This window comes from Mesorhizobium sp. M0968, from assembly GCF_040319065.1.
Lineage (GTDB): Bacteria > Pseudomonadota > Alphaproteobacteria > Rhizobiales > Rhizobiaceae > Mesorhizobium.
This window is the reverse complement of record NZ_JAMYNL010000008.1, coordinates 221341-236981: the sequence shown is the minus strand read 5'-3', so window position 1 is coordinate 236981 and position 15641 is coordinate 221341. Positions and strand designations below refer to the sequence as shown.

The following is a 15641-nucleotide window of genomic DNA, read 5'->3' as shown; positions in this document are numbered from 1 at the left end:
TCGCAGCCTTTGGTTGCAGGCCGGCGGCAACGCGATGCGCACCAAGGATGGTTGGGCGGCTTTCTCGCCAAACGGAAGCGAGGACTGCCTTTGCGTATGTAAAAACTACTTGTCTAGGTAAAAATAGTTGCTACTAATCGGCTGGGCGGGCGCATGGCCGCCTCTGGGAGGAATTTCGGCATGACAAGGCTGCGCGGCCTCGCGTGGGATCACCGACGCTGCTGGGGTCCGCTCGACGCCAGCATCGGGCCGTATTGTGCCGCCAATCCCGGTCTTGAGATCGAATGGGACCGCCGCAGCCTCTATGAGTTCGGCGAGGGCGCGCTTGGTCCGGTGCTCGGCGCCTATGACCTTGTCGTGTTCGACCATCCGTTCATCGGCGATATTGCCGAAGGCGGGCTGATGGTGCCGTTCGATTTGTCGGCCGAGCAGCGCCACGGCTTCGAACGGGATTCGGTCGGCGCATCCTGGCAATCCTACGCAAGGGACGGGCTTCAATGGGCGTTGCCGATCGATGCTGCCTGTCAGGTTGCCTCGTATCGCCCCGATCTCCTGGAGCGCTACGGACCGCTGCCGCGCAGCCATGACGAGGTGCTGGAGCTCGGCCGGCGCGCCTTGAAGGACGGCAAATGGCTTGGGCTGCCGTTGGTGCCGACTGACGCCATGTGCCTGCTTTTGACGCTGGGTGAGCCCCGGGAAGACGGCGACGAGTTCATCGCCGGGGAAAAAATCGAGCGGGCCGTCGGGCAATTGCGCCAGCTTGCGGCGCTGTCGCATCCGAACTCGCCGAAATGGAACCCGATCCGTTGCTACGATCACATGATCGCGCATGACGACGTGGTCTACGTGCCGTTCGCCTTCGGCTATGTGAATTATGCCTCCAGGGCCGACAGGCCGTATCTGCGCTTCGCCGACGTGCCGACGCCGCGATCCGCCGGCGCCTTGCTCGGCGGCGCCGGCATCGGCGTCAGCGCCCAATCGCAACACAAGCAAGCCGCCATCGACTACGCGCTGTTTCTGTGCTCGCCCGGCTATCAGCGCGGCGACTATGTGAAATCCGGCGGACAGCCGGGGTCGCTGGCGGCGTGGCAGGATACCGAGGTCAACGCGCTCTCGGGCGGCTTCTTCGCCTCGACGCTGGCGACGATCGAAGCCTCTTATCTGCGCCCGACCCATCCGGGCTTCATCAGCTTCTTCCGCCAATGCGCCCCTCATGCCGCGGCGGCGATCGCCGGCGAATTGCAGGCGGCCGAGCTCGCGGATCGGCTGAACCGGCTCTATCGCGAGACCAGGCATAGCCAGCCGCAACGGAGCGTCGCGTAATGGCCGCCGATATTGCCCAGATCGTCGACGAAGGCGAAAGCGGCCGCAACGGCTATCGGGTGCCCGCTGTGGAGAAGGCGCTCGACATACTGGAATTCATGGCTGCCAGCGGCGAGCCGCTGACCCAGACCGAGATCGCCACCGGAATGGGGCGCTCCATTCACGAGATATACCGCATCCTGCTGCTGCTGGAGAAGCGCGGCTACATTTTCCGGACGCAATCGGACCGCTTCCGCCTGTCGCTGAAGCTGTTCGAACTGGCGCATATGCATCCCCCGGTGAACCGCCTGGTCGAATGCGCGCTGCCGGTGATGCGCGGCCTCGCCGCCAATGCCGACCAGAGCTGCCATCTGGTCGTGCGCGAAGGCGAGAGCGCACTGGTCGTGCTGCAGATCGATTCGCCTTTGCCGATGCGTTATTCGGTTGCCCTTGGCTCGCATTTCCCGATCCTCGAAACGAGCTCCGGCGCGGTGCTGCTGGCGCATTCGAGCCGCGCCGAGCGCGACCGCATCGTCGAACGGATCGTCGCTGCAGGCGAAGGCCAAGGCAGCCGGGCGGAAATCGAAGCGCGGCTGAACGAAGTCGCAAGGCTCGGCTATGAAATGCGCGCCTCGCTGGCTGTCGAGGGCTGCACCAACATTTCGATGCCGGTGCGCGACCATACCGGCGCCGTCATTGCCGCGCTCACCGTCCCCTTCCTGCCGCAAAAGGCCGCCCGCTTCGATCGCAGCACCGTGTTCGAGCGGACGAAGGCGGCGGCCGAGGCGATATCGGCGGCGCTGGGCGCGGGCGAAGCTGCCGCCTCTTCACGTGCCGACCCGGAACGGCGGGACTATCCGTTCAGCAACTGACAAGAAATACAGGGAGAAGAAACATGAACTGGTCCAAATCGATGCTGTTTGCCTCGGCGGCGGTGCTTGCTCTGAGCGCCGCCGCGGCACACGCCGAAAACATGCCGAAGCGCATCGGCTACGTCACCAACTACGCCACGCATGAGTGGTATCAGAACGTCATCAAGGGCATGCAGTCCCGCGCCAAGGAACTCGGTATCGAGCTCGAGGTGCAGGACGCCAATCTGGACGTTGCCAAGGAGGTCTCCGCCGCCGAAGATTTCATGGCCAAGGGCGTCGACGTCCTGATCATCACGCCCGTCAACGAGGAAGGCGTCGTGCCGCTGCTGCGCCAGGCGAAATCCAACAACGTTCCGGTCGTGCTCGAAGGCAATCCGGTCAAGGGCATGACCACAATGGTCGCGATCTGCGACTACGACACCGGCTACACCGCCGGCGTCGAAGCCGGCAAATACGCCAAGGAAAAGCTCGAAGCCAAAGCCAAGGTGATGAATGTCGGCCTGCCGCTGCTGTCCGCCACCGTGCTGCGGTCGCAGGGTTTCATGGATGGCCTCAAGACCATCATCCCCGACGCGGTCATGGTCCACGACCTCGACGGCGGCGGCAATCCCGATCGCGCGCTCGAAGTCTCTTCGGCGGCTCTTGCCAAGAACGCCGACATCAACATCATCTACGGCATCAACGATTCCTCTTCGCTCGGCGGCCTTCAGGCCTGGAAAGCGGCCGGCAAGTCGCAGGACGGCCTCTTGACTGTCGGCACCGGCGGCGAAGGCCTCGCCTTCATCAATGCGATGCAGAACGAGCCGTCCTACCGCATCGAGGCCGCGATGTTCCCGGAAAAGGAAGGCTACACCGCCATCGATGCAGCGGTTAAGCTCTTCAATGGCGAAGAGGTGCCGGAACACATCGTCAGCCCGACCGCGCCGATGAACGGCGACGACTGGAAGAAGTTCTACGACTACGATGGCACCACACGCAAAATCAAATGGGATGCCGTCAATGCGCTTCAGCCACCGGAAAAATGCATGAAAACTTCCGCCGATCTGAAGAAGTAAGGATTCCGGGTAGCCCTTCCCGCACGGCGGGAAGGGCGGCGGATCGGATATGCCGAACGGCAAAACAGGGCAACCGTCCTGTTTTGGCCGGCAGGTTCGAAACCGCGACGGCACCCGATGGCCCGGAAATGAAATGGACATGAGCGAGCTTACGCAATCCTCTGCGCCAAGGCGTTTCATCGGCGGACAGCTGCTGGGCAGCAGCCAGCTGGTGCTCGGCGTGATCCTGGCCGTGCTCTGCATCGCCATTTCGATTGCCGCGCCGCAATTCTATTCCGAGGCCAACATCATCGCCATCCTGCGCCAATGCGCGCTGGTGCTGATCGTTGCCTCCGGCATGACGATGCTGATCATCACTGCGGAAGTCGACCTGTCGGTCGGTGCGTCGCTGGCTTTTGTCGGCTGCATCGGCATGGCCGTGCTCAATTCAACGCACAGCCTGACGCTCGGGCTGCTGGCGGCGCTCGCCTTTTCAGGCGCGGTCGGCCTGTTCAACGGCCTCGTCGTCACCAGGCTCAAGGTGAACTCGCTGATTGCCACCATCGGCACCATGATGATGCTGCAGGGCGGCGTTTACCTGTTCACCCGCGAGGCGGTGCAGAACCACCACCGGCTTGCCGGCTTCACCGATCTCGGCGCCGGCTATATGGGCGCGATCCCGCTGCCCGTGGTCGTTGCCGCGGTGATTTTCGCGCTGGCCGCGGCAACGCTGCGCTTCACCACGCTCGGCCGTTATCTCTACGCTGTCGGCGCCAACGAGCGCGCGGTTCGTCTCTCCGGCGTGCGCTCGCAACGGCTGAAACTGTTCACCTTCGTCGTCACCGGCCTGTGCGTCGGCGTCGCCGGCATGATCCTGTCGTCGCTGATGAATGCCGGCCAGCCGACCGCCGGCCGCGGCTTCGAGCTGACGGTGATTGCCGCCGTCATCCTCGGCGGCACCAGCCTACTTGGCGGTCGCGGCTCGCTGCTCGGCACATTGCTTGGAGTGCTCGTGCTGAAGGTCATCGACAACGGCATCATCATCCTCGGCTGGAACCAGGATCTGCAGATGGTGGTGCCCGGAATCGTCATCATCCTGGCGACCTATCTCGACATCGTGCGGAACAGAGCCAATGTCGGTTGATTTCCTTCACCCCGGCGAAACCGTGGCTGTCGACAAAAGCGTGCCGGCGCTGGAGATGCGCGGCATCGGCAAGCGTTTTCCCGGCGTGGTGGCGCTGGACAATGTCGATCTGACCTTGGAACCCGGCAAAATCCATGCCCTGATGGGCGAGAACGGCGCCGGCAAGTCGACGCTGATCAAGATCATGGCCGGGGTCTACGGCAAGGATGCCGGCACCATCCGCCTGCGCGGCCGCGAGGCCGACATCAGGTCGCCGCGCGATAGCCTGAAAGAGGGCATCAAGGTGGTGTTCCAGGAGATCGCGCTGATCGCCGAATTCAGCGTCGCCGAAAACATCTTCCTCGAAGGCTATCCGACCGGCAAAGGCGGCTCGATCGACTGGAAGAAGATCCGTGCCGATGCGGCCGCTCTGTTCAAGCGTATCGGCTTCAACGTCGACCCGGCGGCGCGCACGGGATCGCTGCCGGTCAGCCAGCAGCAGATGGTCGAGATCGCCCGCGCACTCGCCCATGAGGCCCGCGTCGTGGTGATGGACGAGCCGACCTCCTCGCTGACGCCTAACGAGGTCTCGCTGCTGTTCACCGTCATCCGCCGGCTGGCCGCGCTGGGCATCGCGGTGCTCTATGTCAGCCACAAGCTCGATGAGGTCTTCGAGATCGCCGACACCGTGACCGTGCTGCGCGACGGCCGCCACGTCTCGACCAGGCCGATCGGCCAACACACCAGCGACACGCTGATCCAGGACATGATCGGCCGGCGCATCGAAAACCTGTTCCCGCGCAAGCGCGGCGCGCCGGGCAGCAAGGTCGCGCTTTCCGTTGAAGGGCTCAGCACCGCCAAGAAGCTGAAGGATGTGTCGTTCGAGGCGCATGCCGGCGAAGTCCTCGGCTTCTTCGGCCTGATGGGCGCCGGCCGGACCGAGCTCGCCAAGGCCATCGTCGGCTACGACCCGATCACTTCCGGCGCCATTTCGGTCGATGGCAGCCGGCTGCTGCCGCACGAAACGCACACCGGCGTCCGGCTCGGCATCGGCCTGCTCACCGAGGACCGCAAGAGCGAGGGGCTGATGGGCGAGTTGCCGGTCTACCAGAATGCCAGCCTCGCCTCACTCGGCGCCTTCGCCAGAATGGGCTTCGTCGACAAGGTCAGTGAACGCAAGGCGGTGCAGGACTATGTCGACCGTTTCCGCATCCGGACGCCCAGCCTGTTCCAGCAGGTCAAGAATCTGTCCGGCGGCAATCAGCAGAAAGTGCTGATCTCGCGCTGGCTGATGCGCGGTCTCAAGGTGATCGTCGTCGACGAACCGACCCGCGGCATCGACGTCGGCGCCAAGTCGGAGATTTTTGCGCTCATCGACCGGCTCGCCGGCGAAGGCCTGGCGGTCGTCATGATGACGTCCGAAATGCCCGAGCTGCTGGGGCTTGCCGACCGCATCGCGGTGATGTGCGAAGGCCGCCTCACCGCGATCATGCCTCGCGACGAGGCCACGCAGGAGAACATCCTCAATGCGGCAATCGGCTAAGACGATGACGCTTCGCAAAGGGACCAAGCGATGAGCCTGGCAAGCACCGACACCATGAAAGCTGGGCCGTCCATGCTGGCGCGGCTCGTCGCGCGGCAGGAATTGGCATTGCTCCTCTGCCTCATCCTGGTGATCGCGTTCTTTTCCTTCACCGCCGAGAATTTCTTCTCCGTGCGCAACATCACCAATGTGCTCGGTCAGGCTTCGCTGGCGCTGACAGCCGGCATCGGCTGCGCCATCGTCTTCATATCAGGCGAGGTCGACATCTCGATCGGCTCGCTGCTGGCGACGATCGCACTGCCGCTGATCATCATCATGAACGACACGAATTCTCTGCTGCTCGGCATCAGCGGCGCGCTGCTGTTCGGGCTGATCATCGGCGTCGTGAATGGCTATCTGACGGCCTATGCCGGCATCAACTCGCTGATCGTGACCCTGGGCACGATGTTCATCATGCGCGGCGGCGTTTATCTCTATACCGGCCAGCGTGCTATTCCAGACGACGCCGCGCTCGACAGCTTCATCGCGCTGTCGGACGGCCGCCTGTTCAACGTCGTTCCCTATTCGGCTGTCATCGCCATCGTCCTGCTCGCCGTCTTCGCCTACGTGATGCAGCACCGGCCGTTCGGGCGGCAGATCTATGCCGTCGGCGGCAATCCGGAAGTGGCACGGCTGGCGGGTTACGACGTGCGCCGCGTCAAGTTCACCTGCTTCATCATCAGCGCGCTGCTGGCGACGGTAGCCGGCATCATCCTGGCAGCCCGCGTCGGTTCGGCGCAGCATACGGCCGGGCTGAATTTCGAGTTCCAGGTCGTCGCCGCCACCGTGCTCGGCGGGGTGAGCCTTGCCGGCGGCATAGGCAGCCTGACCGGCATGGCGCTCGGCGTGCTGATCCTGCAGTTCCTGTCCAACGGCCTGCGCGGTCTCGGCCTGCCGACCGAGTGGCAACTGGTCATCACCGGCATGATCATCATTGCCGCCGTCGCCTTCGACGAAGCAAAGCGCCGGCGCGCCATTGGAGGCTGATATGGATCGTCTCAAAGGGAAAACCGCAATCGTCACTGGCGCCGCCGACGGCATCGGCCACGCGATCAGCGAGGCGATGGCAAGGGAAGGCGCGCACGTCTTCCTCGGCGACATCGCCGACGAGAAGGGTGAAAAATTCGCAGCCGAGCTGCGCGCCGCCGGCCACCGCGCCGACTACATCCATTGCGACGTGGCGGAGGAGGCCGACATCGCCGCCCTGATCGACGCAGCCGTCGGCAAGACCGGCCATCTCGATATTCTCGTCAACAATGCCGCCATCGCCATCGGCGGCATGCCGGTTCACGAAATGAGCGACGAGCAGTGGCACCGGCTGATCGCGGTCAACCTTACCAGCGTGTTCCGCGGCTGCAAATATGCGCTGCCACATATGATCGCGCAGAAATCGGGCTCGATCATCAACATGGCCTCGGCACAAGGGCATATCGGGCTCGACGGCTGGACCGCCTATGCCGGCGCCAAGGGTGCGGTGATGGCGATGACGCGCCAGATGGCGGTCGAGTTCGGCCCGCTCAACGTCCGCGTCAACTCGATCTCGCCCGGCACCATCAACACGCCGATGAACGACAAATTGGTCAAGGAGATCGGCGGCAATCTCGCCAAAGCCTGGGTCAAGATGCATCCGCTCGGCCGCATCGGCAAACCGTCCGAGGTGGCCGAAGCCGCCGTGTATCTCGCCTCCGACGCCGCCGGCTTCACCACCGGTACCGACCTGCGCGTCGACGGCGGCCTCACCGCGGCACCCCGCTACGTACCCGACCTGCTTTGACAACCAACGAGACATGAAATGAACAAAGCCCTCGAAGGCGTCCGCATTCTCGATTTCAGCCATCTGCTGCAAGGGCCGTTCGCCACGCAGCTGCTCGGCGACATGGGCGCCGACATCATCAAGATCGAGCGTGCCGGCGCCGGCGACATGTTCCGCGGCATGACCTTCTTCGCCAAATGGGTCGGCGGCTCCGAAAGCCCGAATTTCCTCGCCTGGAACCGCAACAAGCGCTCCATCGCGCTCAACCTGAAAAGTCGCAAGGTGCATGCCATCATCATGGACATGGCTGAGAAGGCCGATGTGGTGGTGCAGAATTTCCGCCCCGGCGTGCTCGCCAGGCTCGGCTATGGCTACGAGGATTTCAGGGCGGTCAATCCCGCCATCATCTATTGCTCGGGCTCCGGCTATGGCGAGGAAGGCCCCTATGTCGAGCGCCCCGGCCAGGACATGCTGATCCAGGGATTGTCCGGGCTGATCTCCAACACCGGCCGCGGCGATCAGGCTCCTGTTCCGGCCGGTGCCGGCCTGGCCGACCAGATCGGCGCCATGAACATGGTCTACGGCATCCTGTCGGCGCTCTACTATCGCGAGAAGACCGGCAAGGGCCAGAAGATCGAGGTCAATCTGCTCGCCGGCATGCTGGCGCATCTCAATCAGGAATATGTCGCCGTGCTCAATCTCGGCGAGGATTTCGTGCGCCCGAATTCCGGCATCGGCCACCCCGGCATGCAGGCGCCGTTCGGTGTCTATGAAGCGAAGGACGGCGGCTATGTGTCGATCGCCATGAGCCCGTTCAAGACGCTGTATGAAGTGCTGGAGGCGCCGCAGCTTGCCGTCTACGACGATCTGAAGACCCTGTTCGACAGGCGCGACGAGGTGTTCAACAAGGTCAACGCCGAAACCAGGAAGTTTGCCACGCAGGACCTGCTGGCGCGGCTGCTGGCAGCCGACATCTGGTGTGCCGAGGTGAAGGACATAAGGCGCGCAGCCGAGGACCCGCAGGTCAAGCACCTGGGCATGATCACCAGCTACGATCATCCGCGCGGCGGCAAGGTCAGGGTGGTCGCGCCGGCGGTCAAGATGAGCGAGACGCCGGCAACCATCGAGCGGCCGGCGCCGCTGGTCGGCCAGCATGGCCGCGAGATACTGGCCGAGTTCGGCCTCCACAGCGACGAGATCGCCGCGCTGGAGGCGTCCGGCGACATGACCGTGGACGCTGCCTGACGATGAGCGTTTACCAGACACTCACCTTGGAAATATCCGGGCGCGTCGCAGTCGTCACCTTCCGGCGCGCTGATCAGCTCAACGCCATGAACCGGCTGATGCAAAGCGAGATCACCGAGGTTTTCGAGGCGCTGTCGCAGGATGACAGCGTCGGCGCGATCGTGGTGACCGGCGAGGGGCGCGGCTTCATGGCCGGCGCCGACATCAAGGAATACGCTGCCCAGACAGCTATCGAGTTCGACGCCTTCCAGGCCGCCGGCACGCGCATGTATGCGGCAGTCGAGAACAACCGCAAGCCGGTCATCGCCGCGGTCAACGGCTTTGCGCTCGGCGGCGGCATGGAGCTGGTGCTGTGCTGCGACATCGTCATCGCCAACCAATTCGCGAAGCTCGGCCTGCCCGAGATCAAGCTCGGGCTGGTCCCGGGCGGCGGCGGCACGCAGCGCAGCGTCCAGAAGCTCGGCCGCAACCGCTCCAACCTTTTGCTGATGACCGGCGCCATCGTGCCGGCTTCCGAGCTCGTCGCCGCCGGGCTGGTCAACGAGGTCGTCGACGCCGAAAAGCTGATGCCACGGGCGCTGGAACTCGCCGGCATGATAGCCGCCGAACCGGCTGCCGCGATCGAGGCATTGAAGGCGCTGACGGCGCACGCCGTGTCGGGCGACTTGGCGGAAGGCCTTGCCATGGAGCGCGACGTACTGGGCGGGCTTTATCGTAGCGAGACCGGCCAGCAGCGGGTGAAGGCGTTCGCCGAAAAAAGCGCCGCGCGGGCGAAGGCTGGGCAATGACGTCCCTGGTCAAGCAAAACCGGCCGCGCTTCACGGATGTCGAGGGCCTGGCGGCGATGGTCGGCGGCGGCGACGTCTTCGGTGTCGGTGGCCATCATTTTGCCCGGCTGCCGATCGCCCTGCTGCGGGCCATCGCCCGCTTGGGCGTCAAGGATCTTCGCTATGTCTGCTGGGCCGGCGGCCTGCCGCTCGAACTGCTTCTCGAAGCGAATGCCGTGGCGGCGGTCGATATCTGCTTTTCCAGCCTCGATATTTTTGGCTTGCCGCCGCGCTTCCGCGCGGCCGCCGAGACCAATGCCGTGCCGGTCCGCGACTGGACGGCGCTGGCTATGATCCAGGCGCTGCGGGCGGGGCAGCAGAACGTGCCGTCGATGCCGTTTCAGCTTCCGGAGGGTTCGGACATGCTGGCGCGCGTGCCGGGTGCGATCGCCGCGCCCGATCCGATCGCGGGAATTACGACCGGGATCATCCCGGCCTTGCGGCTCGATACGTTCGTCGTCCATGCCCAGCGTGCCGACGAGAGCGGCAATGTCCAGATCATCGGACCACGGGCGCTGGATTTCGCCATGGCCGGCGCGGCGCGCCAGGTGCTGGTGACGGTCGAGGAGATCGTCCCGGTCGGAGCGCTGCGGCATGATGGTCGGCAGAGCATTTTGACCCGCAACCAGGTGTCGGCGATCGCGCTGGCAGCAGGCGGCGCCTATCCCGCCTCCTGCCTGCCATTCTATGTGACGGATTATCAAGCGTTGGCGGGGGCGTTCGCGGCCAAGGAAATACCTTTGTCGGACAGCCTGGGCATGCCTTCGGAAGGCGTGCCGGAGCGGGTTCAAGATGCTGCAAAAGTCTGCGCTGAAACAGTCCTCGCAATGCCCAGGCTCGTGCACGGCAACAAGGAGGCGTCCATCGACGAGATCATCGCCGCCCGCATCGCCGCTGAGCTCGACAATGAGAGCTTTGCCAGTGCCGGCGCGGTGTCGCCGCTCGCCAATGTCGCCTACCGGCTGGCCAAAGCGACGCACGCGCCGGACATGATCATCGCCACCATGAGTTGCGGCCATCTCGACATAGCACCGAGCCGGATGATCCTGTCGCTGATCGAAAGCCTCGATTGCGAAACGGCGGTGGCGCATGCCGGCGGCGACGACACCTATTCGACCTACTATCAGGCCGGCGCGGTGACGCATGAGATCGTCGGTGCCGCGCAGGTCGACCGCCGTGGGCGCGTCAACACCATTGCGCTGCGCAAGTGTGACGGCAGCCTTATCCGGCTGCCCGGGCAAGGCGGCATGGCCGACGTCGCCAACATGCATCGCGATTATCTGCTCTACGTCCCCCGCCATTCCGTGCAGTCGCTGGTCGAGACGGTCGAGATTGCCAGCTCGGCGCGCGGCCTGTTGACTGAGGCCGAACGCGAGCCGATGGGCTATCGGACCGGCGCGGCATTGGTGTTCACCGACCTTTGCGTGTTTCGGCTCGACGGGGAGAGCCGGCAATTGGCCGTCATCGAGACCATGCCGTGCGTGACGCGCCAGCAGCTCCAGGATGCCACCGGCTTTGCCCTGACATTCGATGCCGATTGCCGCGAAGTTGCGCTACCCTCAAACGAGACGCTCGACATCCTGCGAAACCGCATCGACCCGCTCGGTCTGCGGCGCCTCGAATTCGTCAGCGCGAGGGAGCGCAGCGCCCTGATCGCCGAGATCCTCGCCACCGACCGGCGGATGGTCGAGCGCTGCATCGCCGCACAGCGGTCGCATACTGCACCGGATTGAAGGGGGTGCGCATGGCAAAGCCGTTGCTCGAAATGTCGGCCGCGGGGGTCTTCTTCGATGGCATCTTCACCAGCCCGCGCGTCGCGCATCCGGAAGGCGTGGCGATCCATCGCGACGGCTCGATCTGGTGCGGCACCGAAACCGGCGACCTGCTGCGCTTGGCCGCCGATGGCGGCTCGGTCGAACGCATGGGCGGCACGGAAGGCTTTCTGCTCGGCATCGCCTTCGATAGCGCGGGAAACTGTTTTGCATGCGATTTGAGACATTCGGCGACCTTTCGCTGGGATGCCGCGACGGCTGATATGACGCGCTTCGCCTCGGCGGGCATCCGCGTGCCGAACTATCCCGTGATCGACGAGGCGCGCGGCTGGCTCTACGTGTCGGACAGCGTAGGCGAAGACAACCGCTCCGGCATTTTTCGCTACGATTTTAAGACCGGCGAAGGCGGCCTGTGGTGCAGCGAGACCATGGCCTTCGCCAACGGCATGGCGATGGCGCCGGGTGGCGATGGGCTTTACGTCGTGGAAAGCCATGCAGCCTGCCTCAGCTATGTGCCGATCCGTGCCGACGGCACGGCAGGACCTCGCCAGCTCGTCGTGGACGGCGTGAACAACGTTCCCGATGGCGTCGCCTTGGCGCCGGACGGTTCGCTGTTCATCTCATGCTACGAGCCGAGCCGCATCTACCGCTGGCGAAAGGATAGCGGGCTCGAGGTGCTGATCGAGGATCCGGCGGCAACGACGCTCGCCCACCCAACCAACATCGCCTTCAAGGGCGACAAGCTCTACACCGCAAATCTCGGCCGCTGGCACATCACCGAGATCGATTTGAAGGCGATTTCCTAGATCGGGCCGAACCGGGCGGCGTTCCTCAGGGCTATTGGAGGCGGCCGTGACTGGAGCGGATGCGCAACACCTGCACCCGCGACGGCAGCTCGATCAGGAACTCTTCGTCCCGCTCCAGATGGTGGATTTTCGTCGGATCGCCGCCGGTGAACGCCGCCATCGCCTCGACGTTTTCCCAATAGGAGATCGTCACGAATTCCGAATGGGTCGGCGTGTCCTCGCGAAAGGTCTGCACGCCCAGCGCCTTCTCGATCAGCGGCTTGATGCCGGCCTCGTAATTGTAACTCTCGTAGGCATCCGCCTTTTCAGGCGCGGTTCTGCCGCGCCAGATACGAGCGATGGTCGGGGTTTTCTCCGTAGCTTTCTCTGTCATGGCCAATGAATTCCTGCCGGTCTGCTTGGTCCGCGGCGTTCGGCAAGGCCAGCCAAGGAACGCATCTCCCCGGCTGGCAGCCTGGTATCCAGTTGCCGGCGACTTTTTATCCTCCCCGGCCGAACGAGCTCGCGCTGCCCCAGACAGGCCTCCTGCCGACCGGCAGGAGACTTACTCCTGATCCTCGGCGCCGCCTCCGTGGAAGAAGGACCGGATTTCCTGCATGTCGACGCTGCCGTCACCGTCCTCATCGACGGCGTTGAATATTCGCCCGACGAAATCCTGGACTTCGCTCTGAGAAAGCGCGCCATCGCCGTCCGCATCTACTATGGCGAACATCATTCGCATCTTCGCGCCATGCATCCCGCGTGGAATGCCGCCGCGCCCTCCCATCTCCCACCCTCGCTCAGGCGGGCCCATCCTGTAGTCGCGATGCCAGCGGTCGGGACCTCGCCGTTCTGTCCAGGGCGCGCGATCTTCCTGCATTCTCTCCTCCAGCATCTCAGTCATCATCTGGCGCATCATATCGCGCATGGCATCCTGGCTCTGCCCGATCACTCCGGGCGACGGTTCGGCGCCACGATCCGGTGCCGGCGCGGCGGGCGCAGGTGGGCTCGTCTGGCCGAATGCCGGCGCGGCCAACATGGCCAGCGCCGCGACAATTACAGTGGTTTTGCTTGCGAGCGTCATCGTATTCTCCATCGGTATGAATTGTGGCCGAATATGTCTGCATCCAAGCCAAACCGGCTGCTCGCCTCATGGTTCCTGGGCAGTCGGCACAACGGCGGAAAAGTCCGCCCGATCGCGGCAACGAAAGCTCGTTGTCCACGTTGCCATGGATGGATGCGACGCTCCACCAGGAGGAAAAAATGGCCGACGATAAGAGCAAGCGAGATTTCCGCGAGCGCGACCGCGTTTCTACGGAAGACGACCGTGAAGTCGAGTATTTTGCCCAACAGAACGGCATCACCGCCGATCAGGTCCGCCAGCTGATCAAGAGCTTCGGCAATGATCGCGGGCGCCTGACCGTAGCTGCGAAGGCATTGCGAGGGATTTCACCTGCCGGAGCCGACGAGGTGACCAGGGAAGCCCGCCAGCAGGCGACACCCATGCATCTCGGCAAACCCGACGAGTGATGCCAGGCAACTGCTCTGCCGCTGCCGCGGGCGTCAGAACTTGCGGCTCAAATAGTCCGAGCCGCGCAGGCCGAACCGCCACTCTGCATCGACAGCCTTGGAAATGCCGATCCGGCGGCCTGTCAGAACGGCGCTGGCGTCGCCCGGCTGCCTGAATTCGAATGGCGGCACGTCCAGCGGCAGCCCGTCATGGGATTTGTCGATTGCCAGCGCCTGGCAAAGGCGACCCGGTCCCGAACAAAGCAGCCGGGGATCGTCAACGCCGCGATTGGCCCGCATCACCTCCAGCCCGGATTGCGGTTCGATTGCGCGGACAAGCACGGCACTGCCGGGCAGGCACACGGCATTGAGGCACCAATGCAGGCCATAGGAGCGATAGACATACGCGCTGCCTGGGGCGCCGAACATTGCGCCGTTGCGCACCGTCCTGCCACCGAACGCATGCGAAGCCGGGTCATCCGGGCGATAGGCCTCGGTCTCGACGATGATGCCGCCAACGCCGTGCAAGAGCAGCGAGGCGCCAATCATGTCGCGCGCCACGGTGGTGGCGTCACGGGCAAAGAAACGATGGGTCGTGGTCATTGTGCGGCAGACTCGATCGCGCCTGGACCTGGCGCGTCAGCAAGTTCCCGGACCGGACACGAAATGTCCAGCCACAGCTCTCGGATGAAGGTATTCAGCGCAGCATGGCTGCGCCGATGAAAACCGCCGCGGCCAGCACGACGATGGCGGCAATCACCAGCACCGGCCAATATCTGCTCGGTTGGACGTCGGGCTCATCCGTCAGCGGGCGCATCGCATTGGCATAGCTCGCCTGGTTGGTAAACTTCGCCGTTTCATGGCGCGCGGCAGGGCTCTTCGGCGGAGCGTTGCCGGCGGATTCCGCGTCCGTTTCCATGGGAGCCGCAGCCGGATCGATGCCCGGGGTCTTGTCCCCTTCGCGCCCGGCGTCGATATCGCCCCGCGCCTGAGCCGGGCTTCGCCCAAGAGGTGCTGCGTCGGTCATCGTCGAGGTCCTTTCAGAGCATCGGCCTCAAGCATTCTAACCTGCGTCTCATTTCAAAGTTCCCCCGTTTCAAAGTTCCCCCTTTTTGAAGTTCCGACGAGCGGAAACCGCCTGGGCCCGCTTACAGGAACAACCGGCGATCGAGCGGGTTGAGCAAGCATCGGGAGAGCAACATGGACTTGGTGCGCCACGCGCCCAGATCGGCAGTTCGAAACAGGCTCCAGCGCATGATCTACTTCACCGCCGACACGCATTTCAGCGACCCGCGCATTTTACGCATCGACAGCCGCCCGTTCGGCTCGCTGGCGGAACATGACCGGTCGCTCATTGCGTTCTGGAACGAGACTGTCGGCCCGGACGACGAGGTCTGGCATCTCGGCGATTTTGCCAGGGGATCGGCCACGTTCGTGTCGTCGCTTCTGGCGTCTCTTCATGGCAGCAAGCATTTGATCATCGGCAACAACGATGCTGCGGCCACCATTGAGGCCACAGGTTGGGCGAGCACGCAACACTACAAGGAGCTGGCGCTCGACGGCAGCCTGCTGATCCTTTGCCACTATCCTTTTCGCACCTGGAACCAGATCGGCAGGAAATCGATCGACCTGCATGGCCATTCCCACGGCAGGCTGACCCCGGTCACGCGCCAGTATGACGTCGGCGTCGACAGCTGGGATTTTCGTCCGGTCACGCTGACCACCATCCTTGCCAGCCGCGGCCGAAGGGCGGCGCGAGCAAAACCCGGCTGAAAGCGGCTGGCCGCAACCGGAACCTCTGCGCAGCTGAGGCGTTCGAAAATTGCAAGGCGTAAAG

The 15641-nt window shown here is 64.1% G+C and carries 17 protein-coding genes; 13 read left to right on the top strand and 4 right to left on the bottom strand.

Going from position 1 to position 15641, the window contains the following annotated elements:
* The first annotated feature begins 180 nt into the window (after positions 1 to 180).
* From NKH67_RS17285 to NKH67_RS17235, 11 genes are all read left to right on the top strand, one after another.
* Positions 181 to 1323 (top strand): extracellular solute-binding protein, encoded by a 1143-nt coding sequence (locus NKH67_RS17285; RefSeq protein WP_352501150.1) that lies wholly within the window; start codon positions 181 to 183, stop codon positions 1321 to 1323.
* Positions 1323 to 2174, top strand: coding sequence for an IclR family transcriptional regulator (locus tag NKH67_RS17280; protein WP_352473035.1), 852 nt, complete (start codon positions 1323 to 1325; stop codon positions 2172 to 2174). The genes NKH67_RS17285 and NKH67_RS17280 overlap by 1 nt, the downstream gene beginning before the upstream one ends.
* A 23-nt stretch (positions 2175 to 2197) precedes the next feature.
* Positions 2198 to 3229 carry a sugar ABC transporter substrate-binding protein gene (locus NKH67_RS17275; protein ID WP_352473034.1) on the top strand — a complete coding sequence of 344 codons (1032 nt, stop codon included), beginning with the start codon at positions 2198 to 2200 and terminating at the stop codon, positions 3227 to 3229.
* A gap of 139 nt (positions 3230 to 3368) precedes the next feature.
* Positions 3369 to 4352, top strand: a complete 984-nt coding sequence (locus NKH67_RS17270) for an ABC transporter permease (protein WP_352473033.1) — start codon at positions 3369 to 3371, stop codon at positions 4350 to 4352.
* Complete coding sequence (locus NKH67_RS17265; protein ID WP_352473032.1) at positions 4342 to 5874, top strand: sugar ABC transporter ATP-binding protein; 1533 nt, start codon at positions 4342 to 4344, stop codon at positions 5872 to 5874. The genes NKH67_RS17270 and NKH67_RS17265 overlap by 11 nt, the downstream gene beginning before the upstream one ends.
* A 30-nt stretch (positions 5875 to 5904) precedes the next feature.
* The gene (locus tag NKH67_RS17260; RefSeq protein ID WP_352501149.1) at positions 5905 to 6900 is read left to right on the top strand and encodes an ABC transporter permease; all 996 of its coding nucleotides are present in this window, start codon (positions 5905 to 5907) and stop codon (positions 6898 to 6900) included.
* Between the two features lies 1 nt (position 6901).
* Positions 6902 to 7687, top strand: a complete 786-nt coding sequence (locus NKH67_RS17255) for an SDR family NAD(P)-dependent oxidoreductase (protein WP_352473030.1) — start codon at positions 6902 to 6904, stop codon at positions 7685 to 7687.
* An 18-nt stretch (positions 7688 to 7705) separates the two neighbouring features.
* The gene (locus tag NKH67_RS17250; protein ID WP_352473029.1) at positions 7706 to 8911 is read left to right on the top strand and encodes a CaiB/BaiF CoA transferase family protein; all 1206 of its coding nucleotides are present in this window, start codon (positions 7706 to 7708) and stop codon (positions 8909 to 8911) included.
* 2 nt (positions 8912 to 8913) lie between these two features.
* Entirely contained in the window at positions 8914 to 9699 is a 786-nt protein-coding gene (locus NKH67_RS17245; RefSeq protein WP_352473028.1) for an enoyl-CoA hydratase/isomerase family protein, read from the top strand.
* Positions 9696 to 11471, top strand: coding sequence for a CoA-transferase (locus tag NKH67_RS17240; RefSeq protein WP_352473027.1), 1776 nt, complete (start codon positions 9696 to 9698; stop codon positions 11469 to 11471). The genes NKH67_RS17245 and NKH67_RS17240 overlap by 4 nt, the downstream gene beginning before the upstream one ends.
* 11 nt (positions 11472 to 11482) lie before the next feature.
* On the top strand, positions 11483 to 12316 hold the full coding sequence (locus NKH67_RS17235; protein ID WP_353031389.1) for an SMP-30/gluconolactonase/LRE family protein: 834 nt from the start codon (positions 11483 to 11485) through the stop codon (positions 12314 to 12316).
* Positions 12317 to 12347: 31 nt separating this feature from the next.
* On the opposite strand, the gene NKH67_RS17230 is transcribed toward NKH67_RS17235, so the two are convergent.
* Both NKH67_RS17230 and NKH67_RS17225 read right to left on the bottom strand, forming a co-directional pair.
* Positions 12348 to 12689, bottom strand: coding sequence for an antibiotic biosynthesis monooxygenase family protein (locus NKH67_RS17230; protein WP_352821576.1), 342 nt, complete (start codon positions 12687 to 12689; stop codon positions 12348 to 12350).
* Between the two features lie 171 nt (positions 12690 to 12860).
* Positions 12861 to 13379: an EF-hand domain-containing protein gene (locus NKH67_RS17225; RefSeq protein WP_352539895.1), complete on the bottom strand. Its 519-nt coding sequence runs from the start codon at positions 13377 to 13379 to the stop codon at positions 12861 to 12863.
* 23 nt (positions 13380 to 13402) lie between these two features.
* On the opposite strand from NKH67_RS17225, the gene NKH67_RS17220 reads away from it, so the two are divergent.
* Positions 13403 to 13825 carry a DUF3606 domain-containing protein gene (locus NKH67_RS17220; protein WP_352539896.1) on the top strand — a complete coding sequence of 141 codons (423 nt, stop codon included), beginning with the start codon at positions 13403 to 13405 and terminating at the stop codon, positions 13823 to 13825.
* A gap of 33 nt (positions 13826 to 13858) precedes the next feature.
* Here the strand turns inward: NKH67_RS17220 and NKH67_RS17215 are convergent, their stop codons facing one another.
* Both NKH67_RS17215 and NKH67_RS17210 read right to left on the bottom strand, forming a co-directional pair.
* Positions 13859 to 14407 carry a DNA-3-methyladenine glycosylase gene (locus NKH67_RS17215; protein WP_352539897.1) on the bottom strand — a complete coding sequence of 183 codons (549 nt, stop codon included), beginning with the start codon at positions 14405 to 14407 and terminating at the stop codon, positions 13859 to 13861.
* Between the two features lie 94 nt (positions 14408 to 14501).
* The gene (locus NKH67_RS17210) at positions 14502 to 14831 is read right to left on the bottom strand and encodes a hypothetical protein (protein WP_352539898.1); all 330 of its coding nucleotides are present in this window, start codon (positions 14829 to 14831) and stop codon (positions 14502 to 14504) included.
* Between the two features lie 227 nt (positions 14832 to 15058).
* On the opposite strand from NKH67_RS17210, the gene NKH67_RS17205 reads away from it, so the two are divergent.
* On the top strand, positions 15059 to 15577 hold the full coding sequence (locus tag NKH67_RS17205; RefSeq protein WP_353031414.1) for a metallophosphoesterase: 519 nt from the start codon (positions 15059 to 15061) through the stop codon (positions 15575 to 15577).
* Positions 15578 to 15641: the final 64 nt, after the last annotated feature.

What these genes read in the sequence shown, in the direction of transcription:
- NKH67_RS17235 (WP_353031389.1), top strand. Translation starts at nt 11,483, where the DNA reads ATGGCAAAGCCGTTGCTCGAAATGTCGGCCGCGGGGGTCTTCTTCGAT.
- NKH67_RS17215 (WP_352539897.1), bottom strand. Translation starts at nt 14,407, where the DNA reads ATGACCACGACCCATCGTTTCTTTGCCCGTGACGCCACCACCGTGGCG.
- NKH67_RS17265 (WP_352473032.1), top strand. Translation starts at nt 4,342, where the DNA reads ATGTCGGTTGATTTCCTTCACCCCGGCGAAACCGTGGCTGTCGACAAA.
- NKH67_RS17250 (WP_352473029.1), top strand. Translation starts at nt 7,706, where the DNA reads ATGAACAAAGCCCTCGAAGGCGTCCGCATTCTCGATTTCAGCCATCTG.
- NKH67_RS17260 (WP_352501149.1), top strand. Translation starts at nt 5,905, where the DNA reads ATGAGCCTGGCAAGCACCGACACCATGAAAGCTGGGCCGTCCATGCTG.
- NKH67_RS17225 (WP_352539895.1), bottom strand. Translation starts at nt 13,379, where the DNA reads ATGACGCTCGCAAGCAAAACCACTGTAATTGTCGCGGCGCTGGCCATG.
- NKH67_RS17270 (WP_352473033.1), top strand. Translation starts at nt 3,369, where the DNA reads ATGAGCGAGCTTACGCAATCCTCTGCGCCAAGGCGTTTCATCGGCGGA.
- NKH67_RS17230 (WP_352821576.1), bottom strand. Translation starts at nt 12,689, where the DNA reads ATGACAGAGAAAGCTACGGAGAAAACCCCGACCATCGCTCGTATCTGG.
- NKH67_RS17285 (WP_352501150.1), top strand. Translation starts at nt 181, where the DNA reads ATGACAAGGCTGCGCGGCCTCGCGTGGGATCACCGACGCTGCTGGGGT.
- NKH67_RS17275 (WP_352473034.1), top strand. Translation starts at nt 2,198, where the DNA reads ATGAACTGGTCCAAATCGATGCTGTTTGCCTCGGCGGCGGTGCTTGCT.
- NKH67_RS17280 (WP_352473035.1), top strand. Translation starts at nt 1,323, where the DNA reads ATGGCCGCCGATATTGCCCAGATCGTCGACGAAGGCGAAAGCGGCCGC.
- NKH67_RS17245 (WP_352473028.1), top strand. Translation starts at nt 8,914, where the DNA reads ATGAGCGTTTACCAGACACTCACCTTGGAAATATCCGGGCGCGTCGCA.
- NKH67_RS17240 (WP_352473027.1), top strand. Translation starts at nt 9,696, where the DNA reads ATGACGTCCCTGGTCAAGCAAAACCGGCCGCGCTTCACGGATGTCGAG.
- NKH67_RS17255 (WP_352473030.1), top strand. Translation starts at nt 6,902, where the DNA reads ATGGATCGTCTCAAAGGGAAAACCGCAATCGTCACTGGCGCCGCCGAC.
- NKH67_RS17205 (WP_353031414.1), top strand. Translation starts at nt 15,059, where the DNA reads ATGATCTACTTCACCGCCGACACGCATTTCAGCGACCCGCGCATTTTA.
- NKH67_RS17210 (WP_352539898.1), bottom strand. Translation starts at nt 14,831, where the DNA reads ATGACCGACGCAGCACCTCTTGGGCGAAGCCCGGCTCAGGCGCGGGGC.